General features: G+C 65.6%; 16 protein-coding genes. 10 read left to right on the top strand and 6 right to left on the bottom strand.

Going from position 1 to position 22,559, the window contains the following annotated elements; all coding sequences use genetic code 11:
• Nucleotides 1-151 precede the first annotated feature (151 nt).
• Both ACREB4_RS08565 and ACREB4_RS08570 read left to right on the top strand, forming a co-directional pair.
• Nucleotides 152-1,156: an AraC family transcriptional regulator gene (locus tag ACREB4_RS08565; RefSeq protein WP_431587799.1), complete on the top strand. Its 1,005-nt coding sequence runs from the start codon at nucleotides 152-154 to the stop codon at nucleotides 1,154-1,156.
• Between the two features lie 104 nt (nucleotides 1,157-1,260).
• Nucleotides 1,261-3,903, top strand: a complete 2,643-nt coding sequence (locus ACREB4_RS08570; protein ID WP_431587800.1) for a patatin-like phospholipase family protein — start codon at nucleotides 1,261-1,263, stop codon at nucleotides 3,901-3,903.
• Between the two features lie 18 nt (nucleotides 3,904-3,921).
• Here ACREB4_RS08570 and ACREB4_RS08575 read toward each other — a convergent pair whose 3' ends face one another.
• The gene (locus ACREB4_RS08575; RefSeq protein ID WP_431587801.1) at nucleotides 3,922-5,205 is read right to left on the bottom strand and encodes a lytic murein transglycosylase; all 1,284 of its coding nucleotides are present in this window, start codon (nucleotides 5,203-5,205) and stop codon (nucleotides 3,922-3,924) included.
• 45 nt (nucleotides 5,206-5,250) lie between these two features.
• On the bottom strand, nucleotides 5,251-5,625 hold the full coding sequence (locus ACREB4_RS08580) for a hypothetical protein (RefSeq protein WP_431587802.1): 375 nt from the start codon (nucleotides 5,623-5,625) through the stop codon (nucleotides 5,251-5,253).
• A gap of 37 nt (nucleotides 5,626-5,662) precedes the next feature.
• On the opposite strand from ACREB4_RS08580, the gene ACREB4_RS08585 reads away from it, so the two are divergent.
• The 3 genes from ACREB4_RS08585 to ACREB4_RS08595 are packed head-to-tail and all read left to right on the top strand — an operon-like array spanning nucleotide 5,663 to nucleotide 9,218.
• Complete coding sequence (locus tag ACREB4_RS08585) at nucleotides 5,663-6,346, top strand: LON peptidase substrate-binding domain-containing protein (protein ID WP_431587803.1); 684 nt, start codon at nucleotides 5,663-5,665, stop codon at nucleotides 6,344-6,346.
• A gap of 10 nt (nucleotides 6,347-6,356) precedes the next feature.
• Nucleotides 6,357-8,573 carry a hybrid sensor histidine kinase/response regulator gene (locus ACREB4_RS08590; protein ID WP_431587804.1) on the top strand — a complete coding sequence of 739 codons (2,217 nt, stop codon included), beginning with the start codon at nucleotides 6,357-6,359 and terminating at the stop codon, nucleotides 8,571-8,573.
• A 33-nt stretch (nucleotides 8,574-8,606) separates the two neighbouring features.
• Entirely contained in the window at nucleotides 8,607-9,218 is a 612-nt protein-coding gene (locus ACREB4_RS08595) for a pyridoxamine 5'-phosphate oxidase family protein (RefSeq protein WP_431587805.1), read from the top strand.
• Between the two features lie 14 nt (nucleotides 9,219-9,232).
• Here the strand turns inward: ACREB4_RS08595 and ACREB4_RS08600 are convergent, their stop codons facing one another.
• The 3 genes from ACREB4_RS08600 to ACREB4_RS08610 are packed head-to-tail and all read right to left on the bottom strand — an operon-like array spanning nucleotide 9,233 to nucleotide 13,492.
• Complete coding sequence (locus tag ACREB4_RS08600) at nucleotides 9,233-10,720, bottom strand: efflux transporter outer membrane subunit (RefSeq protein WP_431587806.1); 1,488 nt, start codon at nucleotides 10,718-10,720, stop codon at nucleotides 9,233-9,235.
• Between the two features lie 23 nt (nucleotides 10,721-10,743).
• Nucleotides 10,744-12,351, bottom strand: coding sequence for a DHA2 family efflux MFS transporter permease subunit (locus ACREB4_RS08605; RefSeq protein WP_431587807.1), 1,608 nt, complete (start codon nucleotides 12,349-12,351; stop codon nucleotides 10,744-10,746).
• 10 nt (nucleotides 12,352-12,361) lie between these two features.
• Nucleotides 12,362-13,492, bottom strand: coding sequence for an HlyD family secretion protein (locus ACREB4_RS08610; RefSeq protein ID WP_431587808.1), 1,131 nt, complete (start codon nucleotides 13,490-13,492; stop codon nucleotides 12,362-12,364).
• Between the two features lie 115 nt (nucleotides 13,493-13,607).
• Here ACREB4_RS08610 and ACREB4_RS08615 point away from each other — a divergent pair, with 115 nt between their 5' ends.
• Nucleotides 13,608-14,288 carry a TetR/AcrR family transcriptional regulator gene (locus ACREB4_RS08615; protein WP_431587809.1) on the top strand — a complete coding sequence of 227 codons (681 nt, stop codon included), beginning with the start codon at nucleotides 13,608-13,610 and terminating at the stop codon, nucleotides 14,286-14,288.
• Nucleotide 14,289: 1 nt separating this feature from the next.
• Here the strand turns inward: ACREB4_RS08615 and metE are convergent, their stop codons facing one another.
• On the bottom strand, nucleotides 14,290-16,674 hold the full coding sequence (metE, locus tag ACREB4_RS08620; protein WP_431587810.1) for a 5-methyltetrahydropteroyltriglutamate--homocysteine S-methyltransferase: 2,385 nt from the start codon (nucleotides 16,672-16,674) through the stop codon (nucleotides 14,290-14,292).
• A 170-nt stretch (nucleotides 16,675-16,844) separates the two neighbouring features.
• Here metE and ACREB4_RS08625 point away from each other — a divergent pair, with 170 nt between their 5' ends.
• The 4 genes from ACREB4_RS08625 to ACREB4_RS08640 all read left to right on the top strand — a co-directional run bounded on the left by ACREB4_RS08625 (nucleotide 16,845) and on the right by ACREB4_RS08640 (nucleotide 22,554).
• Nucleotides 16,845-17,993: a DUF6607 family protein gene (locus tag ACREB4_RS08625; RefSeq protein ID WP_431587811.1), complete on the top strand. Its 1,149-nt coding sequence runs from the start codon at nucleotides 16,845-16,847 to the stop codon at nucleotides 17,991-17,993.
• Nucleotides 17,994-18,108: 115 nt separating this feature from the next.
• Entirely contained in the window at nucleotides 18,109-18,507 is a 399-nt protein-coding gene (locus ACREB4_RS08630; protein WP_431587812.1) for a hypothetical protein, read from the top strand.
• 98 nt (nucleotides 18,508-18,605) lie between these two features.
• Nucleotides 18,606-20,516, top strand: coding sequence for a 1,4-alpha-glucan branching protein GlgB (gene glgB, locus ACREB4_RS08635; RefSeq protein WP_431587813.1), 1,911 nt, complete (start codon nucleotides 18,606-18,608; stop codon nucleotides 20,514-20,516).
• The gene (locus ACREB4_RS08640) at nucleotides 20,506-22,554 is read left to right on the top strand and encodes an alpha-1,4-glucan--maltose-1-phosphate maltosyltransferase (RefSeq protein WP_431587814.1); all 2,049 of its coding nucleotides are present in this window, start codon (nucleotides 20,506-20,508) and stop codon (nucleotides 22,552-22,554) included. Before glgB ends, ACREB4_RS08640 begins: the two co-directional genes overlap by 11 nt.
• Nucleotides 22,555-22,559 lie beyond the last annotated feature (5 nt).

The following is a 22,559-nucleotide window of genomic DNA, read 5'->3' on the forward strand; positions in this document are numbered from 1 at the left end:
TCTCCGTTTGGTATGACGCAAGCCTAGGGATCCCCAGCGTGTCCGGCAGTGGCCTGGCCGGCCAGTTATTAACCATGGCTGCTTTCTCTAGGGAAAGCACTCAATACCCCGAATGGGCCAGCGCATGGAAAACCCGCAGACTACCGCCATCATGAAACTGTCCCCCACCAACCTGAAGATCCTGGCCTACACGCTCGATGTCGAGGGCTTCAACTCCGTCCGCGTCCTGAAGCAGTGCGGCATCGATTCGGCCGACGATCTGCAGGAGGACGGTGAATGGATGCCAGTGGCCTTGTTCGACCGCATGATGGCCGCCACCATCGAAGAGACGCAGGACCCGGTCTTTGGGCTGGTGGCGGGCCGCAGCATCGCCTTGATGAAATATGGAGCCATCACGCCCCTGATGCTGTCGGGCAGCACCATGCGCCAGATGCTGGACGACATCAACCGCTTTGCCCCGCTGGTGGTCGAACGCTGTGAGCTTGAACTGGTGGAAGACCGCCAGGGCGCCCGGATCGTCGTGAACCCCATCCTGCGCGATGGCCTGAGCGGACGCTTCCGGACCGAGCAGGTGGCGACCAGCGCCGTGCAGATGCTGCGCTTTGTGGGCGCCAACAGCGTCGACATCCGGCAGGTCGATTTTCCCTACGCCCGACCGCCCGGGCACGAGAAAAGCTACGAGGCGGCCTTCGGCCCCCGCCTCGAATTCGGCCGGAAGGAGTGCGCGATCTGGTTCAACCCGGCCCTGCTGGATGCCAAGCTCAGCACCCACGATCCCATCGCCTACGTGGCCGCCCGCACGCGGGTGGAGTCCCTGCTGGCCGCGATGAAGTCGGGCTCGGACATCGCCGACCAGGTGCGCCAGTGGTTGCTGCGCGCCTTGCCTCGCCTGCCCACCGTGGCGGAAACCGCCGAGCACCTGGGCATGAGCGAACGCACGGTTCGCCGCCACCTGTTCGCCCTGGGCATGACCCACGCCGACCTGAGCCAGGAATGCCAGCGCCTGATGGCCGAGCGCCTGCTGGCCGAAGGCAAGCTGCCGCTCAAGCAAGTGGCGGAGGCTCTGGGGTTCTCGTCGGTGCACAGTTTCCACCGTGCCTTTCGGCGCTGGAGCGGCCTGACGCCCTCGGCCTGGCGAGACAACCGCAGCGCCTGAGGGCAACACACCCCTAACTTGAAGTCGCGCCGCCTGCCCAGGGCCCTTGCGACAGATGAAACACTGCGTTACCTTCGCGTCAAACCATCGCAAGGGGGCGTCGCGTGGACCAGATCAACACCAGGACAGAAGGCGAGTTACTCAATGAGCGCCGCCAGGCCGCCGGCCTCGCGCAGGACGTGCCCACCCAAGGCGGAAAGCCCCGGTACAGGGCCTTGTCGTTCTCCGGGGGCGGCATCCGCAGCGCGACCTTCTCGCTGGGCGTGCTTGAAGCGATCGCCCGAGACCGCAACCCCACCGCCGAAAACCTGTCCAAGCCTGGCGACGTTTTCCGCGCTTCGCGCCTGTCCACCTTCGACTACCTGTCCACGGTGAGTGGCGGTGGCTACCTCGGTGGCTTTCTTTGCAGCCTGTTCCAACCCAACCGCTTGCGCGACCAGAACGGCGAGGCCACCAAAGCCGCCGACGATGCCGTGCGCGTGCTCACCTCGGGCCCACCAGGACGCATCCACTCCAACGGCCCCTTCGATGGCGACCAGGTGCTGGCGGCCCCTTTGGCCTGGCTGCGAGAGAACGGCCGCTACCTGATGCCCACTGGCGCGGGCGATGCCTTCTATGCCGCAGCACTCGGCATCCGCAACTGGCTGGCACTGCACTACGTCATCGGCACCGTGCTCATCATGCTGCTGGCGTTGGTGGGGGCGCTGCGCGCATTCGCCGCCTTCTATGTTCCCAAGGCCCAACAGTGGGAAGTGGAAGCACTGAACGCCGTCATCCCCGGAGGCGCGGTGGTCGACCACATCTGGTGGAGCCCCCTGTTTCCGGTGGCCCTGGCACCCGTGGCCTTGGTGGGCATCCCACTGGGCATTGCTTTCTGGCTCGTCAATGAACGCCGCAACGGGAAGAGCTGGCCCATCAACCTGGCCGTGCTGTTCTGCGTGCCCGTGGCGGCTGCCTTGATCCTCTTCGGGCAACGCCAGCCACTCATCCAAGCCGGTGGTGTGGCCGTGGTCGCCGCCATCGGCATCTACATCTTGCTGGCATTGTTCGTCTCCTCGGCCGCGGTTCAACGGGTGCACCTGACACGCTGGTTGGCCACGGTGCTGGTGGCCACCGCCTGCATCGTCGGCCTGGCCGTCGTCGACACCTTGGGCCAGACCTTGTATTTCCTCGCCACCATGGGCAAGGAAACCAGCGCCGTACCCGCTCTGACGCCCGCCGGGGTGGTGGCGGCACTGGTCTGGTTGTCCAGGCACTTCGCGGCGAAGGACTCCGATGGCGGCTTGCCGACCTGGCTCCAGAAGCTGCCATTGATGACCCTGGCCGGACTCGGTGGCGTGCTGATCTTCACCTTGGTGGGCGGCTTGTGGAGCATGTTCGTGCAGTGGATCGTCTGGGATGGAAAAGCGCCCGATGTGTCCACGCTGCATGACGCCGCGCAAAGGACCACGCTTTTGTACACCGCGGGTGTCGGCCTCCTGCTGGCCGCCGTGACCGGCTTGTTCCCCGGCTTCATCAACCTGTCGAGCTTGCAGGCTTTCTACAGCTCCCGCCTCACGCGCGCCTACCTCGGCGCGTCCAATGGCACGCGCTTCCAGCCCGGCGGCTCCGCGCTGAGCGCGGCCGAGCCCTTGCCCAACGACAACCTGGCCATGGAGAACTACTTTGCCGCCAAGCCGGACGACCCCAAGGGCGGCAAGCTCACGACATTGGCGCCCCTGCACATCATCAACATCACCGTCAACAAGACGGTGGACCCGGCGGAACAACTCGTGCAGCGGGACCGCAAGGGGCAACCCATGGCGGTGCTGCCCTCCGGCTTTTCCATCGATGGCCAATGGCGCGACGGCTACCCCAATCCCAAGCTTCCGACGGAAGTGAACCGGCCCATGTCCATCGGCCGCTGGATCGGCACCTCCGGCGCGGCCTTCTCGACCGGCATCGGGCGCGAAACCTCACTGGGCATGTCCTTGCTGATGGGCTCGGCCAATGTGCGGCTGGGCACCTGGTGGGAATCGGGCATGGGGGTCACGAACACCCGCGGCCTGTTCGACCTGCTCAGGCGCGCCATTGGCGCCGTGTTCCGCACCCAGTCCTACATTTCCTATGAACTGCGCGCGCGCTTTTTCGGCACCCACCGCCAATGGCAGTACCTCTCGGATGGCGGGCACTTCGAAAACACCGGCATCTATGAATTGCTGCGCAAGGACCGCCGGGTGTTCCAGGTCTTCGGTTGCGACAACGGCGCCGACCCGCTCTACCGATTCGAGGACCTGGCCAACCTGATCCGCCTGGCCCGCATCGACCTGAACGTGGACATCGAGGTCCAGACCGAGTTCACCGGGGCCTTGGCCGAGGTCTTCGCGGGCCCCGAAGCCTTCGCGCGCATGAGCAAGCGCCCCGATCCAGGCATGCCATCACCGGCCACCGCGCCTTGCGCCATGCTCTTGTGGGCCCGCCAGTTGGGTGACAAAGAGCCCAGCACGCAGATCATCCTGCTCAAACCAAACGTGGCCTGGGACGCCGCCGCCGACGTTCGGCAATACGCCCTCGAACACCCCGCCTTCCCCCAGGAGCCCACCGCCGACCAGTTCTTCGACGAGGCCCAGTGGGAAAGCTACCGGGCACTGGGCTACCACCTGGGTCGCAAGGTGTTCAACGCCAGGATCATGGCGGAGCTGGACCGCCTGGCCCACGACAGGATCCCCGGCGATCGCCCCGCGCCCCCGGTCCTGGCCCGTGCGTGAGCCACAGGGGCTGCCATTTCAGGGCGCTTGCTGCGCGCGCTGAAGCAGCTCGGCCGTGGGGTGGCCATCCGCCGGTTGTCCGAGGCTGCGCTGGAACTGTCGCAAGGCCTTGCGCGTGGCCGGGCCCACCTGACCATCGGGGCTCCCGCTGTCAAAGCCCAGCTTGTTCAAGGCCGCTTGCAGGCTCTTGATCTCGGCCCCGCTCAGGGCGCGAAGATCGCGGGGCCAGGCGGCCTGGACACCGGGGCCACCCGCAATGCGTTGCGACAACAGGCCCACAGTGAGCGCATAGCTGGTCGAGTTGTTGTACCGCAGGATGGCGCGGTAGTTGCGGCCCACCAGGAAGGCCGGGCCCCGCATGCCCGCCGGCTGGAGGATGGAAGCCTCGGCCACCGTGGGCAAGGGCGCGCCGTCGATGGCGAGCACGCCTTCGGCCGACCACTGCGTTGATGGCTGCCGCACAGTGGGGTCGGCACGGGCCGGGTCGAAGCCCGCGGGCAATTGCACTTCCAGGCCCCAGGGTTCGTCAGACTGCCAGCCGGAACGGGCCAGGAAGTTGGCAGTGGACGACAGCACATCGGCCATGCTGCCCCAGATGTCGCGGCGACCATCGCCATCGGCATCCACGGCATACGCCAGGTAGGACGAGGGCATGAACTGGGTCTGGCCCATGGCCCCGGCCCAAGAGCCGATCATGCGGTCGCGCTCGATGTCACCGCTTTGCAGGATCTTCAAGGCGGCCAGCAACTCACCACGCGCCCAGGCTTCGCGCCGCCCCTCGAAGCCCAAGGTGGCCAAGGCATCGATGACGGGCACGTCGCCGTGGTTGCCGCCGAAGTTGCTTTCGATGCCCCACACCGCCATCAGCACAGGGCCAGGCACACCGTGGCGCGCGGTGGCCGCCTCGGCCTCGGCCTGGAACTCCAGCAGCTTTTGCTGGCCCGTGGCGATGCGTTTGGGCGAGACCACGGCATCCAGGTAATCCCACAAGGTGCGCGTGAACTCGGGCTGGGCTCGGTCGGCCTGGACGGCCACGTGGCGCAATTGCACCTTGTCCAGCGCGGCGTGCAGCGTGGCGTCGTCGATGCCCGCGGCACGGGCCGATTCGCGAAAGCTGGCCACCCACTGCTTGAAGCGCTCTTGCTCATCAGGCGCTTCGAGGGTGGCGGGCGTGGTGACCTGTGACCCGGGCACATGGGTTGGCGTGGGCGCGGAGGCGCACCCTGACAGGGTCGCCAAGATGGCCATGGCCAAGGCGGTGGACCGGCGTCGAACCGGGCAAATTGGGAATGGGCTGTGCATGACCAAGGATACCAATGGCGCGCCGGGGGTGGCCATCCATCATGCTCACTCCGGTGAGGCTGAGCCCTGCGCGTAAAAGCGTTGAACCGCGGGGCTGCGCAGGATGAAAATGCCGACGCCCATGACAAGGAAGGCCCACACCAGGGCCGCGGCCAGGTGCACAGCCGGCACCTCGGCGAAGAACAACTGAATCAGCGCATCCAGGCCGAGGACAATGCACAACCAGGCCAAGGCCTGGGCGGCCCGGTGCTTTCCGAGCAGCGCGGCCAGGCTCAAGGCGGCGAGCAAGCCAGACCAGGCCAACGCCGTGGACCAAGGACTGTGGACCACGAAGACGATGGCGATCCTCGCGGCGACCACCGCGGCCAGGAGAACGACAAGCGTCCTGGGGGCATCCTTGATCATCCTGGCCTGGCCCATGGCCGATTCCTTCAAGAGAGATTACGCTGGGGCCTTCATGATATCCAGCACCATGGACACCACCCAACTCCCCCTCTTTCCCCTCCACACCGTGCTCTTCCCAGGAGGCCTGCTGTCCTTGCAGGTCTTCGAAGTCCGCTACCTCGACCTGGTGAAACGGTGCGAACAGAGCGGCGAGCCCTTTGGCGTGGTTTGCCTGCAAAGTGGCCACGAGGTGCGCCGCGCGCCGCGCCCAGGCGAGGCGCCAGGACAGGATGGCGGCCACACCGAGACCTTGGCCGACATCGGCACCCTGGCCACGCTGGAGCGCATCGAGCACCCGCAAGCCGGCCTGATGCTGGTGCAAGCCCGCGGCGGCCAGCGTTTCAAGATCGACCATGCCCACGTCCTGCCCCACGGCTTGTGGACGGCCACCGTTCGGCCGCTGCCCGATGATGCCCCGGCCGCCTTGCCCCTTGAACTGGCATCGCTGAGCCAACGATTGCAAAGCGCCCTGCATGCCATGGCTGGCCAGGAAGGTGCGCCTCCACCACCGGCTGCGCCCGGCGATCCGCGCTGGGACGACGCGGGCTGGCTGTCCAACCGCTGGGCCGAATGCCTGCCCTTGCCCGCCGCTGAACGCCAGCGCCTGATGAGCCTGGACAACCCGCTGTGGCGACTGGAGTTGGTCGCCGAATGGCTGGACCGCCTGGAACGCCTGAGCCAGAACCCGGCCAACTGAACCACCCCACATGCGCATCCGTTCCTATTTTTTCGTCATCGCCGCCGTGGCGCTGATCCCCGGTTTTCTGGCCGCAGCCATCGCCATCGACAAGGTCCGCGAAGGCGAACGCCTGGCCGCGCTCAGGGGCTTGAACGAAACGGTGCGGGCCACCTCCCTGATGGTGGATGGCGAGCTTCAGCGCGCGCTGGGCGCCTTGACCGCCCTGGGCACCTCTGCGCACCTCCAGACTGGCAACCTGAAGGCTTTCTACGACCAGGCCCTGGCCGTCAACCAGGCGCCCGATGTGTGGACCTTGCTGCTGGACGACACCGGCACGCAGGTGCTCAACACCGTGGTGCCCTTCGGCACGCCACCGCCTCCGCCAATGGCCCGAAATCGGGTGGCGCAGGTGCTGGCCACGCAGCGCCCGCTGGTCACCGACCTGATCATCGGGCCGGTCACGGGCAAGCTCGTCACCACCATCTACCTGCCCACCCGGCCCGTGAACGGCAAGCAGTACGTCGTGGCCCAGGCTTTCTCGGTCGAGCATTGGAAGAAGGCCGTGCTTCAAGCACAAGTGCAGTCCGACTGGGTGGTGGCGGTCATCGACCACTCAGGCAGATTCATTTCTCGCAGCAGGAATTCGGGCGAATTGCTGGGCAAGCAGGCCAGGCCTGAACTGGTGGCAGCCGCCGCCGCCTCGCACGATGGGCTCATCCGCCACAAGACCATCGAAGGCATCGAGTGCTACGACGCCTTCACCCACTCCAGCCTGACCGGTTGGACCATCGCTGTCGCAGCGCCGGTCCAATCCATCGAGGCCTCGGCCACGCAAGCCGTCGCTTTGCTGACGGTGGGGGCCCTGTTGGCCTTGGCCGGCGCCAGTGCCACCGCTTTGGTGTTGACACGCCGGTTCGTGCTGGCCGTGGACACGGCCTCCAGCACCGCCAGAAGCCTCGCGACCGAGCAACGGCCACCGAAAGCGGCCCCCACCTCGCTGCATGAGTTCAACGTGCTGAACGATGCCCTGGCCGAAGCCGGCCTGCTGCTGGAGGCCGACCGGAACGCCAAGGCCGCGTTGGAGCAGGAGCGCCAGCGTGTGCTCCACATGGAAACCGCGGCCCGCGAGGATGCGCAGGCACAGAACGCCTCGAAAGACCAGTTCCTGGCCTTGTTGGGGCACGAACTCAGGAATCCCCTCTCGGCCATCGCAGGGGCCACCGCCATCCTCTTGCAGGACAAGGCCCGGCCAAGCGCCGATGCCAGATACCTGGGCATGATCCAGCGCCAGAGCGGGCACCTGACGCACATCGTCAACGACCTGCTGGACATCAGCCGCATGCTCTCCGGCAAGATCGTGCTGGACCGAAAGCCCCTGAACCTGACCAGCTGCGTGCACCACTGCCTGGAAGCTGTGCTGGCCACGGACCGTGCCATGGGCAGGCCATGCACCGTGGAAGCCGACGAGGTGTGGATCGAGGGAGACCTCGTCAGGATCGAGCAGGTGCTGAACAACCTGCTGACCAACGCCCTGAAATACTCACCAGCCCCGGGTGAACTTCACGTCCGTGTGCGGGGCATCGGCGGGCAGGCGGTGGTCGATGTCAGGGATGCCGGCATCGGCATCGGCGCCGACTTGCTGCCACACGTCTTCGAACCTTTCTGGCAAGGCTCGACGGTCCCTGGCACGCTGCACAGCGGCCTGGGCATCGGGCTGGCGCTGGTCAAGCAACTGGTCGAACTGCATGGCGGCACGGTCCAGGCGCACAGCCCGGGCGAGGGTTTGGGCAGCACCTTCACCGTGCGCTTGCCTTTGATCACGCCACCGGGACCGGCCAAAGACGTTGAGCAGGCCAAGCCGACGAACAGCCCTTGCAAGGTGCTGCTGGTTGAAGACAATGTGGACACCCTGGAGGCCACGGCCGAGTTGCTTCGCCTCTTCGGCCACGAGGTAATGGAAGCCAGCGATGGTGGCCAGGCCCTGACCATCGCCGCCGCACAGCCGCCCGACGTCATCGTGATGGACATTGGGCTGCCAGGCCGGGACGGCCACGAAATCGCCGCGATCCTGAAGGCCGATGCCCGGCTTCGCCACATCCCATTGATCGCCTTGACCGGTTATGGCCAGCAACGCACCGAGGGCGGCACTTCGAACTTCCAGTTGTTCCTGATCAAGCCGGTGGACCCGGATCTGCTGGAACAGGCCATCGCTGACGCGCGGCGAAGCGGACCGCCTGGGTCATGATGGCGAACCTGTGGCAAGCCAAGGCCGACGACCATGCACCTGATCACCACGCTTGAACAACTGACCGCCCTTTTTGGCGAAGTCGGCGAGGCCTCCTTGAAAAAGGAAGTCGCGCACATCCATCCCCACTACCAGGCGCTGATCAAAGCCTCGCCCTTCGCCATCCTGGCCACCTGCGGACCGGACGGCCTGGACGCCTCGCCACGAGGCGACCCACCCGGCTTCGTCATGGTGCAAGACCCGCACACGCTGCTGATGCCCGAGCGCCGGGGCAACAACCGGATCGACAGCCTGCGCAACCTCTTGCTCGATGACCGCGTGGCCTTGCTGTTCCTGATCCCCGGCCTGGGCGAAACCCTGAGGGTCATGGGCCGGGCCACGATCAGCGTGGACCCGGCGCTGTTGCGACGCTTTGAGGTGCAAGGCCAGCGGCCGAAGTGCGTGCTCATCATCCGGGTTGAATCGGCCTTCTTCCAATGCGCCAGGGCGATCAAGCGCTCCCGCCTTTGGGCCCCGGCAACGACAGGCCAGGCCACCCCAGTGCCCAGCGCCGGCACGATGCTGGCCGCCTTGAGCGATTCGGAGATCGATGGCGAGCAGTACGACCGGGACTTGCCCGCCAGGCAAGACTCAACGCTGTACTGAGCGGCTCGCGTCCCTCAAGGTTGCGCGGGCACGGCCTTGGCGATGGTCAGCGAAGCCTCGGGCGACCAGCCTCCGCCCAACGCGCGCGCCAGGTTCACTGCGGCCAGCAAACGCTGCGTGCGGATCTGCGCGGCCGCGCGGTCGGCGGCCAGGCTGCTGCGCTGCGCATCGGTGACGTCGAGGTAGCTGGACACCCCACGCTCGTAGCGGGCACGCGCGACCTCATAGGCCCGCGCGGCGGCCTGCTGGGCCTGGGCCTGGGCATCGGCCTGCAACTGGCGTTGCTGCGTGTCGGACAGCGCGTCCTCGACCTCGCGCAAGGCCGTCAGCAACTTGCCGCGGTGGGTGGCCAAGGCCTGGGCATAGCGTGCCTGCGACGCGGCCAGATTGGCCTGGTTGTGGCCGCCATCGAAAATGGGCAGGGACAAGGCCAGCGGGCCGACGCTGAACTGCTGCGAACCGTCATTGGTCAGTTCGCGCAGCTTTTGGGACGCGAAGCCGAAATTGCCGGTCAGGCTCAACGAGGGGTAGAAGGCACTTTCGGCCACCCCCACCTGGGCATTGAGCGAGCGCAGGCCCGCCACGCTCGACGACAGGTCGGGCCGCTGCGCCAGCAGGCTGGCGGGCAGGCCCACGGGGATCGCGGGTGGCAGGGGCAAAGCAGACTTGGCCGCGCTGCCCAGCGTGGCGATCAGCGGCTCGCTGGGCGAGGCACCGACCAACACCGCCAGGCCATGCTCCAGCGTCTGGCGCTGGCGGCGGGCTTCATGCAGGTCGGCCTCGGCGTTGGCGCGCTCGATGCGGGCGCGTGACAGGTCCAACTCGTTCGACAGGCCAGTGTCGAAACGGGCGCTCACCAGTTGCTCGGACTCGCGCCGGGTGTCCAGCGCGCTTTCCAGGATCGCGATCTCGGCATCCGCGCCGCGCAGTTGGAAGTAACCCATCGCGACCTGATGGGTCAGCATCAGCAGCACGCCATCGCGGTCATAGCGGGCGGCCAGGGCCTGGGCATCGGCCGATTCCACCGCGCGGTGCACACGGCCCCACAGGTCGAGCTCATAGGACAGCGAAGCGCCCAGCGTGAAGTTGCTGCCCTTGATCGCATGGCGGCCCAGCATGATGGCCTGTGAGGTGTTCTCGGACGAACGCGAGTAGGCGCTCGAGGCGTTGACCCCCAGCTTCACACCATCATCGGCCTGGGCCACGCCCAGCAAGGCTTGGGCTTCCAACATGCGCTGGCCGGCGGCTTGCACGTTGGGGCTGTCGCGCAAGGCCCGGCGCTCCAGCGCGTCCAGCGTCGCGTCGCCGAACAGGGTCCAGCTGTCGAGCGGCATCTGCGCGGCATCGGCGCCCTGGCTCGCGGCATGGCGGTAGTTGGCGACTGGCTCGAACCTGGGCGCGGCGAAGTCGGGGCCGACCGTGGTGCAGGCGCTGAGCAAGGCCACGGCGGACAAGGTGCCGGCGGCGATCGCGCCACGGCTCAAGGGCTTGATGAACAACATGTTTTCTCCAGCGTCTTTCATCATCAATGGGCACCGGCGCCGCCACCCGAAGGCGACTTCACCTTGTCGGCGAACCACAGCACGGCGATGCAGGCGAACAGCACGCCGGCCATCATCAGGAAGCCATCGTTGTAGGCCATCACATAGGACTCTCGGCGCACGATGCGGTCGATCATCGCGATGGCCTGGTCGGCCGCGCGGGCGGGGTCGATGCCGCTGGCGATGAAGCCCTGCGTCAGCTGGTCCAGGCGCGACTGCGTGGCGTCGGACATCAGCGACACCGACTCACCAACCACCGCCGAATGGAAATGCTGGCGGTTGGTCAGCATGGTGGCCAGCATGGCGATGCCGATGGAGCCGCCCAGGTTGCGCGTCATGTTGAACAGGCTGGACGCCGAAGGCATGTCCTTGGGCGAGATCCCGGCCATGGCGAAATTCGACAAGGTCAGCATGATGAACGGCTGGCCCAGCGCGCGCACCACTTGAGACGCCAGCAACTGGTCGTAGCCCACCGAGGCGTCCATGTAGCCATTCATCAGGCAGGACGTGCCGAACAGCCCGAGTCCGATCGAACACATCACGCGGTTGTCCACCTTCGAGGACATGGCCGCGGCGATGGGCATCACGAACAGTTGCGGCAGGCCAGCCCACATGATGACTTCGCCGATCTGCATGGGCGTGTAGCCAGCGATCTGCCCCAGGTACAAGGGCAGCAGGAAAGACGAGCCGTACAAGGCCATGCCCGTGACCGCGGCCAGCAAGGCCGACACGAAGAAGTTGCGGCGCAGGTAGAGGCGCAGGTTGACGAAAGGCTCGTCACGCAACAGGCTGGTGGCCACCCAACCGACCAGCCCCACGGCAGCCAGTGTCGCGAAGATGCGGATGAAATTGGAGTCGAACCAGTCTTTCGAATTGCCTTCTTCCAGGAAGATGGTCAGGCTGCCCAGGCCCATGGCCATGAAGGCAATGCCCACCCAGTCGGCGGTGGCCAGCAGCGACCAGTCGCGGCCTTCCTTGTCCAGGCCCCAGAGGATGCCGAAGATCAGCAGCACACCCGGCACCCAGTTGATGTAGAAGATCGAGGGCCAGCCGTACAGCTCGGACAGGTAGCCGCCCAGGGTCGGACCCAGCGTGGGCGCCAGCGTGGCGGTCAGGCCGAACATGGCCATGCCCACGGCGCGCTTGGAGGCCGGCAACTTGGTCATCACCAAAGTCAGGGCCATGGGGATCAGCGCGCCCCCGGTGAAGCCCTGCATCATGCGGAACACAATCATGCTGGGCAGGTTCCAGGCCGCACCGCACAGGGTCGAGCACACCAGGAACAAGGCCGTGGTGCCGACCATGTAAGTGCGCAGGCCCAGCACGCGCGCCATCAAGCCGGTCAAGGGGATGACGACGATCTCGGCGCACAGGTAGGCGGTCGAGATCCAGGATCCTTCTTCTTGCGTGGCGGACAGCGTGCCGAGGATGTCCTTCAAGGATGAGTTGGTGATCTGGATGTCCAGCACCGCCATGAAGGCGCCCAACAGGCCGGCCGCGACCGCGAACCAGGTGCGCAGATCGATGCCTTGGTTGGGGTCCGCCATGGCGGGCACGAAGGGCGCGGGAGGTGAAGCGGTGCGCGAGGACATGGCGCGTGGCTCAGCGTTGTTCGTGGGACTGGCGCAGGTCCACTTCGGCCAGGGCCGACATGCCGGGTGCCAAGCGACCCGCCAGGCGTTGCAGGTCCGCATCGGCGAAGGTCAGCTTGACCGGCACGCGCTGCACGATCTTGGTGAAGTTGCCGGTGGCGTTGTCGGCGGGCAGCAGCGCGAACTGGTTGCCCGAGGCCGGCGAGAAGCTGTCCAGACGGGCCTTCAAATGCTCGCCGGGCAGCGCGTCAATCGCCACGTCCACTTCCTGGCCGGGCTTCAAGCCCGCCAGTTGGGTTTCCTTGAAGTTGGCCGTGACCCAGACCTTGTCCTCGACGATGGCGGCCAGTTGCTGGCCAGGCTGCACGCGCGCGCCCACCTCGATGTTGCGCTTGCCCAGTCGGCCGCCAACGGGCGCCACGATGGTGTTGTAGCCCAGTTGCAGCTGGGCATCCTTGGCCTGCGCCTGCAGCACCTTGACCTGCGCCTTGAGCACCTCGCGCGCCGACTGGGCCGCGCCCACTTGAGCCTGCGCGGCCAGGGCCGCGTCCTTGCGCGCGGCCACGTCGGCCAGGGCGCCGGTGCGGGCCGCGGTGGCGGCGTCCAGCTCGGACTTGGCCACGGCCTTCATCTGCGTGTTGTAGAGCTGACCATAGCGCTCGGCGTCCTGCTGGGCGCGCAGCGATTGGGCCTGGGCTTGCGCCACCTGGGCCTGCGCGGCACTGGCCGAGGCACGCGCCTGCGCGGTTTGCGCATCGGCTTGCAGCATCTGCTGTTCGACCGAGGCGATCTGCGCCTGGATCTGCTCCAGCTTCACGTGCTGGTCGGCCGGGTCGAGTTCGGCGATCACCTGGCCCGCTTTCACGACCTGGTTGTCATCGACCAGCACCTTGGTGACCACGCCTGAAATCCGCGCCGAGATGGGGTGCACATGGCCGGCCACGTAGGCGTTCTCGGTTTCGACGAAGTTCTGGCTGCGCCAGTACATGCGGCCACCAAAGCCCAGGCCGGCCAGGATCAGCACGCCCAGCACGCCAAACACACGGACCTTGGAGGGCGGCTTGGCCGCGGGTTGGGCGGCAGCTGGGGCTGGGGCTGGGGCGACGAGGGTGACGGGGTCGGTCTTGGCCTGGTTTTGCATGGCGCGCACTCTCTGGCAAATGAAAAGGACTCAGCGCATTATTTGCCTCCGCCTGGCACGTGTCAAGAAATGAAACGCTTTCATTTCATTAAATTGTTGGTTAAAGTTCGGTTCCATGTCCAGAACGACCGATTCCCCCAACCCTCGGCCTGCCTCCGCCGCCAAAAAGCCCGTGCCCAAGGGCGCCGGGCGCCCGCGCGCTGCCGAAGTCGAGGCTCGGCTGCAAGACCTCAAGTACACGGCAGGCCGCCTCTTCCTCGACAAAGGCTATGGCAATGTGAGCCTGGAGATGATTGCCCGCGAGGCCCGCGTGGCCGTGCGCACCATCTACATCAAGTTTGGTGGCAAGAACGGTCTGCTGAGCGCGCTGCTCCAGGACAAGCGCGCCAGGTTCTTCTCCGACATCGACCTGGACAATGACCAGCGCCCGCTCCGCGAGGTGCTCGAGGACTTCTCGACCCGGCTCTACAACCTGTTGACCTCGCCCGAGGCCATGGCCATGCAGCGCATGCTCGCCGCCGAGGCCCGCGACAATCCCCAACTGGTCGACACCTTCTTCACCATGGGGCCGAACATCACGCGCGATGCCATCGCGCGCTTCCTGCAGCGCCCGGACGTGCGCGCGCAGTTGCGCGATGACCTGCCGGAAGACCAGTTGCCCGTGCACCTGATCAACTGCGTGCTGGGCGACCAACTCTCGCGCGTGCTGCGCGGTCAGCAGGAGGGCACACCCGAGCAATGCACCGCGGCCCGGCGCCGGCGCATGGAGCTGTTCTACCGCAGCGTGCTGCGCTGAATCAGGCGCCTGGCCCACAGTCTTGGCAAGCCGCACCATGCGCGTGGCCAACCGAGGCCACGGCCAGGTGGGCGCCTTGCCGGCCAGCGACCTGGGTCCAGGCTTGGTCACCTTGCTCGGCCAGCCTGGACCTCAAGGCCTTGGCCGCCTTCACCATGTTGGACAGGGCCGCTTCGGTCTCAGGCCAGCCACGGGTCTTCAAGCCGCAGTCAGGGTTCACCCACAAGCGCTGCGGCGGGATGACCTCGCAAGCGCGTTCGAGCAGCTTGAGCATGGCCTCGACGCCCGGCACGCGCGGCGAATGGATGTCGTACACGCCCGGCCCGATCTCGTTGGGGTAGTCGAAGGCACCAAAGCCATCCAGCAACTCCATGGCCGAGCGCGAGGTCTCGATCGTGATCACGTCGGCGTCCATGGCCGCGATGGACGGCAGGATGTCGTTGAACTCGGCGTAGCACATGTGGGTGTGGATCTGCGTTTCGTCGGCCACGCTGGCGGCCGAGATCTTGAAGGCGCGCACCGCCCACTCCAGGTAGGCCGCCCAGTCGCCACGGCGCAAGGGCAGTCCTTCGCGGATCGCGGGCTCGTCGATCTGGATGACGCGGATGCCGGCCTTTTCAAGGTCGCTCACTTCTTCGCGGATGGCCAGGGCCAGTTGCAGGGCGGTGGTCTCGCGTGGCTGGTCATCGCGCACGAAGGACCATTGCAACATGGTGACGGGACCGGTGAGCATGCCCTTCATGAGCCGATCGGTGAGCGACTGCGCGTAGCGCGTGGTCTCCACCGTCATGGGTTCGGGGCGGAAGACATCGCCGTAGATGATGGGCGGCTTCACGCAACGTGAGCCATAGCTTTGCACCCAGCCGTTCTCCGAGAAGGCATAGCCCCAGAGCAGTTCGCCGAAGTATTCGACCATGTCGTTGCGCTCGGCCTCACCGTGCACCAACACGTCCAGGCCGAGCGCCTCCTGCTTGCGCACGGCCAACTCGATCTCGCTGCGGATGCGTTGCAGGTAGTCCAGCGCGTTCATGTCGCCGCGCTTGAAAGCTGCCCGGGTCTGGCGGATCGCAGCCGTCTGGGGAAAGGAGCCGATGGTGGTGGTGGGCAGCGGAGGCAGCTGCAGGGCCTGCCGCTGTTTCTCGATGCGTTGGGCGAAGGGGCTCGCCCGGTGGGCCATGGCCGTCGTGACGGCGGCCAGGCGCTTTTGCACCAGATCGTTGACCACGCGCCTGGAACCCCGGCGTGAAGCCTGGACCGCATCGGACGCGGCCAGCTCGGCACTCACCGAGGCCTCGCCCTGGTTCAAGGCTTTGCCCAGCACCTGGAGCTCATCGAGCTTCTCGAAGGCGAAGGCCAGCCAGGACTTGATCTCGGCATCCAGCTGGTGCTCATGGTCCAGCGACACCGGGGTGTGCAGCAAGGAACACGATGGCGCCACCCAGAGTCGATCGCCCAGCTCGGCCTGCAAAGGCTGCAGAAGGCCCAGCACCTTGCGCAGATCGGTGCGCCAGATGTTGCGGCCATCGATGACCCCGACCGACAGCACCGCTTCCGCCGGCAGAACTTGGCACCAGGCCTTGAGCTGCTGCGGCGCCCGCACCAGGTCGATGTGGAAGCCCTGCACCGGCAATTGCGTGGCCAGCACAGCGTGGTCGGCGGCGGTGTCGAAGTAGGTGGCCAGCAAGAGCTTGACACCGGTTCCCGCCAGGTCGGCGTAAGCAGGGGCATAGGCCGCGCGCCAGTTGGGGTCCAGGTCCAGGCACAGGGCAGGCTCGTCCATCTGCACCCAGCCGATGCCACGGTCGGCCAGGCGGGCGAGGATGCGCTGATAGGCCGCCACGATCTTGGGCAGCAGGCTCAAGCGGTCGAAGCCAGGCGCGTGGGACTTGGACAGCCACAAGTAGGTGATGGGCCCCACCAGCACAGGTTTGACGGCCAGGCCTTGTGCCAAGGCTTCGTCGATGTCTTCGAAGAGCCAATCGACGCCTCCGTCGAAGGTGGTCTGCGCATCCAGCTCGGGCACCAGGTAGTGGTAGTTGGTGTCGAACCATTTGGTCATCTCCATCGCGGGCTGGGCCTGGTTGCCACGCGCCAGCTCGAAATACTGGGACAAGCTCAGTTGCCTGGGATCGAAGCCGAAGCGCTGCGGCAAGGCTCCCAACAGGGCACTGGTGTTGAGCATCTGGTCGTACCAGGCGAAGTCACCCACCGCCACGGTCCCCAGGCCCGCATCGCGCTGGGCCTGCCAATGGCGCTGGCGCAGTTCCCGCCCCACACCGCGCAGCGTGGCCTCGTCGGATTCACCGCGCCAGAACGACTCTTGCGCGAATTTCAGTTCCCGGTGGGCGCCGATGCGCGGGAAGCCAAGGAGGTGGGTGCGGGCCATGATGTGATCTCTCTCTGCGGTGTCGGTTGCGAATGCCAGGCAGTCTCTGCAAAAGAACTCCATGAATCAAGCGACATGTTTTCACACCAAGTTGAATTTGATTCATACCCGATTCCACGCCGAACAGGCATCGTGCAAAATCAAATTTCTGATCAAACAGGCGAGCACTTATGACAAAAAAGTTGATGCAAATGCGCTTTGCGATCGTGGCGCTGGCCTGGGTGGGCGGGGCGGTGGGCGCCCACGCCGAAGACGTCGCACAGGCCACACCAGCCTCGCGCCAATACACTTTTTCGTGGAGGTTTCTGGACGAATCCTCCCTGGCACCCCGCGGCGGCTCCACCACTGGGGCCGAGGTCAAGCTGGTGACCGAACCCACGCCCGAATGGCAAGCGATGCAAGCGCCTGGGCTGAGCAAGTTCGAGCGCGACCGCCGCGCCATCCTGGCCATGGCGGGCGGCTACCGCACCAGCTTCGACTTCCTCGAAGTGGCGGGCTTCAAAGGCGCCTACAAGCCCAGCCGACCGTACCAAAGCTGGGGCACCGAAAAGGTGTATGTGCTGGAAGACAAAGGCCGGTCGATCGTGCTGCAGCATTTGCTGGTCATGTCCATCGTGGGCGAGGACGGCAAGGTCGAAGGTCCCTTTGTGACCAAGCATTGGCGCCAAGACTGGCACTACGAACCGGCGGATCAACTGGTCTACCGTGGCCACAACACCTGGGAACGTGTGAAAGTGCCCAAGGAGCAACGCACCGGCCAGTGGCGGCAAACCGTCTACCAGGTGGACGACTCGCCGCGCTATTCGGGCGTGGCGAAGTGGCAGCACCTGGGCAATTATTCCAGCTGGGGCGAGGAAGACGGCTGGCGCCCCCTGCCCCGCCGCGAGTACAGCGTGCGCAAAGATTACCAGGTGCTGATCGGCAGCAACCTCCACACCATCACGCCCACGGGCTGGGTGCACGAACAGCAGAACCTCAAGGTGGTCCTGGATGACCAAGGCAAGCTGGCGCCGTCCCACCCCGTGTTGGCCCGTGAACTGGGTTTCAACCGCTATGAACGCATCAGCGACCAAGACTGGAGCGCTGGCGACCGCTATGTCAAAGGCAGCGAGCCCGTGTGGTCAGCCGTGCGGCAAAAATGGGATGAAGTCATGGCACGCCCCGGACTCCTGCGCATGAGAGGCGCCCCGGACAAGGACAACCTTTTCATCCCCGTGTACGAGTACGCCGACACGGTCGCAGAAGCCAAAGAGCCCCCGCCACCCGCCGAGATCAAGGCGAAAGTGAACCGCCTGGTGGAGGCCTATCTGGCACCTTGAGGGTCGCACAAAACGCTGGCAGGTACGCTCATTGCCCCGAAGGAGTGGCCAGGACATTCATTGTTCAAAGGCTTTTCAAGGGCTTCGGCCCTCTAACTACTTTGAGGAACAGACCATGAACCAACTGACCAGAACTTTGACCCTCTCGGCCCTGACCGCTGCCCTGGTGGGCGGTGTCGGCTTCGCCCATGCCCAGTCCGCCTCCACCGGCAATGGCTCCACGGGCAATCCGGATCCCAACGCGACCCTGGGCGTCTCCAGCCCAACGGACAATTCGAACCGCAATGTGGACAACATGGACAGCCGAGCCAACAGCCGCGTCGACAGGGCCACCCCGGGCGCCTTGAATGGCGAAGCCAGCGATTCCGACGTGAACCACGGCAGCCCCCAGGTCGAACCGGGCAATGCTGAATTCACGCACACGCCCAGCGAACCGCCCACCCGCGGCGAAAGCGCCAGGTCCAACAACAGCTACGGCAACAGCCGCACCACCCCGCAAGGCGAAGACCGCTGAGCCAAGCGAACCATGAGTTCCCTTGCCAACACCGGGCCACGCGCCCGGTTTTTTCATGGCTGAAGCGGTTCGGGAACACCGTTTGCTCCTCGAGTGTCATGCACGAACACCACGACGCGCCCCCCAGTGCCTTGAGCGGACAAGACCTTTACCTGTTTGGCGAAGGCACCCATGCCCGGCTGTATGACAAGCTGGGCTGCCACTTGCGCCCCGAGCAGGAAGGGGCCCACTTCCGGGTATGGGCACCCAACGCCATCAGCGTGTCGGTGATTGGCGACTGGAACCACTGGAACCCCGAAGCCGATCCCCTGCACATCCGCCCCGACCACAGTGGCCTGTGGGAAGGCCAGGTCCTGAACGCCCGGCACGGTAATGCCTACAAGTACCGCATCCATGGCCGGGGGGGCGACTACGTGGTCGACAAGGCCGATCCATTTGCCGTGCACGCCGAACTCTCACCCGCCAAGGGCTCGCGCATCTGGTCACTGGAACACGGTTGGCAAGATGGCGAATGGATGCAAGCCCGGGCCGCCCGCAATGCGCTGGACGCGCCCATGTCGATCTACGAATTCCACGTGGGATCGTGGCGGCGCGGCGAAGGCCCGGTGAACTACCGCGACCTGGCCCACGAGCTGGCCGACTACGTCAAGCACCTGGGCTTCACTCATGTGGAGTTGATGCCGATCACGGAGCACCCTTTCTATGGGTCCTGGGGCTACCAGACCACGGGCTACTTCGCGCCCACCTCGCGCTACGGTACGCCGCAGGACTTCATGTACTTCGTGGACCACCTGCACCAGCAGGGCATCGGCGTGATCCTGGATTGGGTGCCCTCCCACTTCCCCACCGACGAGCATGGCCTGCAGTATTTCGATGGCACTCACCTGTTCGAACACGCCGATCCACGGCAGGGCTTCCACCCCGAATGGAGCTCCAGCATCTTCAACTACGGCCGTGGCGAGGTGCGCAGCTTCTTGATCTCGTCGGCCTTGTTCTGGCTGGAGAAATACCACATCGATGGTCTGCGCGTGGACGCCGTGGCATCGATGCTCTACCTGGACTACGCCCGCAAGGATGGTGAGTGGATCCCGAACAAGCACGGCGGGAAGGAGAACCTGGAAGCGGTCGATTTCCTGCGCAAACTGAATGAGGCCGTCTACCGTGAGCACCCCGACGTGGTCACCATCGCGGAAGAATCCACCGCCTGGCCCATGGTCTCGCGCCCCACCTCGATGGGTGGACTGGGCTTCGGCATGAAATGGAACATGGGCTGGATGCACGACACGCTGGCCTTCATGAAGGAAGACCCCATCCACCGCAAGTACCACCTGGGCAAGCTCACCTTCTCGCTGGTCTACGCCTTCAACGAGAATTTCGTGCTGCCCCTGTCGCACGACGAGGTGGTCTACGGCAAGGGCTCCCTGCTGGGCAAAATGCCAGGCGACCAATGGCAGCGATTCGCCAACCTGCGCGCCCTCTACGGCCTGATGTGGACGCACCCTGGCAAGAAGCTGATGTTCATGGGCGGCGAGTTCGCCCAGGAGCGCGAGTGGACCCACGAAGGCCAACTGGATTGGGGCCTGACCCACCAGCCCGAGCACCAGGGCATCCAGCGCTTGATCACCGAACTCAACCGGGTCTACCGCGGCGAGCCAGCCTTGCACCAGGTCGATTTCAGCGATGCGGGCTTCGAATGGATCGAAGGCAATGATGTGAGTGCCACGGTGGTGGTCTTCTTGCGCAAGGGCCGCGATGGCGCCGCCCCACTGTTGGTGGCCGTCAACCTCACGCCCCTGCCGCGCGAGCACTACCAGGTGGGCGTGCCCGCGGCGGGCCGTTGGCGCGAGATCTTCAACAGCGACGCCAAGGAGTTCGGCGGATCGGGCTGGGGCAACCTGGGCGGGGCCGACACGGACGACGAACCCTCCCATGGCCGCCCCCATTCGCTGCGTTTGATTCTGCCGCCCCTGTCCACCATCATCCTCAAGCTGGAGCCCCATGGCCACTAGGACACCTTCGAGACCAGGCGGCAAAACGGCAGACGCCATCCCTGATGAAGATGGCCGCCAGCGCGCGGTCATCGACGCCGTGATGCCCGTGGTCGACGCGGGGCGCTTCGCGGTCAAGGCCATCGCGGGCGAGCCGGTGCGGGTGCAGGCCAACTGCTTCACCGATGGCCACGACGTGCTGCGCGTGGTGCTGCGCTGGCGGGCCGAAGCCGCCATCGGCCACCAGGAAGTGGAGATGGCCCTGGCCTACAACGACGAATGGTTCGCCAGTTTCACGCCCGAGGCCCCAGGGCGCTACCACTACACCGTGACGGCCTGGGTCGACCACTTCGAATCTTGGCGCCATGAGCTGAGCCGCCGCGTGGACGACGAGGACATCCGCATCGCGGCCCTGGTCGGCGCCGAGCTGGTCGAAGACGCCGCCAAACGCGCCAAGGGCGATGACAAGATCGCTTTGAAAAACTGGGCCAAGCAGTTGCGCAAGAACGGCGGCGATGCGCAAGCACTCAAGGCCCTGGCGCTCGACCCGCTCCAGGCCGAGTTGGCCCGGCGCCACCCCGACCGCCAAGGGGCCACGCACTTCCCCATCGAACTGCCGCTGGTGGCCGACCGCCCCCGCGCGCGCTACAGCAGTTGGTACGAACTCTTCCCGCGTTCAACCTCGCCCGAGCCCGGCCAGCACGGCACCTTCAAGGACGTGGAAGCCCGCCTGCCCTATGTGGCCGAAATGGGATTCGACGTGCTGTACTTCCCGCCCATCCACCCCATCGGACGTGAGAAGCGCAAAGGCCGCAACAACGCGCTGACCACCGAAGCTGGCGACGTGGGCAGCCCCTGGGCCATCGGCGCCTCGGAAGGTGGGCACAAGAGCATCCTGCCCGAACTGGGCTCGCCCGAGGACTTCCGATCCCTGGTGGGCAAGGCCAAGGCGCTGGGCCTGGACATCGCCATGGACATCGCCTTCCAGTGCGCCCCCGACCATCCTTACGTCCAGGCCCACCCGGAATGGTTTCGATGGCGCCCGGACGGCACGGTGCAATATGCCGAGAACCCGCCCAAGAAGTACCAGGACATCTACCCCTTCAACTTCGAGACGGACGACTGGCGCGCGCTGTGGCAGGAACTGAAGAGCGTGTTCGACCACTGGATCGGCGAAGGCGTGACCATCTTCCGCGTCGACAACCCGCACACCAAGGCCTTCCCCTTCTGGGAATGGGCCATCACGGCCATCAAGCGCGAACACCCCGAAGTGCTCTTCCTGGCCGAGGCCTTCACGCGGCCCAAGGTCATGCACCGCCTGGCCAAGCTAGGCTACTCGCAGTCCTACACCTACTTCACCTGGCGCAACACCAAGCAGGAGTTGACCGACTACTTCACCGAGCTGTCGCAAGGCCCAGGCAAGGATTACTTCCGCCCCAATGTCTGGCCCAACACGCCCGACATCCTCAACGAACACCTGCACGCGGGTGGCCGCCCCATCTTCGCCTTGCGCCTGGTGCTGGCCGCCACGCTGTCGTCCAGCTACGGCATCTACGGGCCCGCTTACGAACTGCTGGACAACGTGCCCCGCAGTCCTGGCAGCGAGGAATACCTCAACTCCGAGAAATACCAGCTGCGCCACTGGGGCGACTGGGACGTGGCCCGACCCGACAGCCTGGCGCAGCTCATCGCCAAGGTCAATGGCATCCGCCGAGACAACCCAGCGTTGCAGTCGAACGAGAGCCTGCGCTTCTTTCACACCGACAACGACCAGCTCATCGCCTATGCCAAGCAGACGGCGGATGGCGACAACCTCATCCTGACCATCGCCAACCTGGACCCGCACAACCCCCAGTCTGGCTGGATCACCCTGGAGGGCGATGTGTTGAACCTCGACCACTCCTCTCAATACGAAGTGCACGACCTGCTCAATGAACAACGCTTCACTTGGCAAGGCCTGCGCAACTTCGTCATACTGGACCCTCGCCAAGCTCCGGCCCACGTCTTCCGCTTGCGAAAACGAGTGCAGGACGAACGCCACTTCGACAATTTCGCCTGAGAGCG

The sequence above is a fragment of the Aquabacterium sp. genome (assembly GCF_050725395.1).
In the GTDB taxonomy this organism is placed as follows: Bacteria; Pseudomonadota; Gammaproteobacteria; order Burkholderiales; family Burkholderiaceae_C; genus Aquabacterium.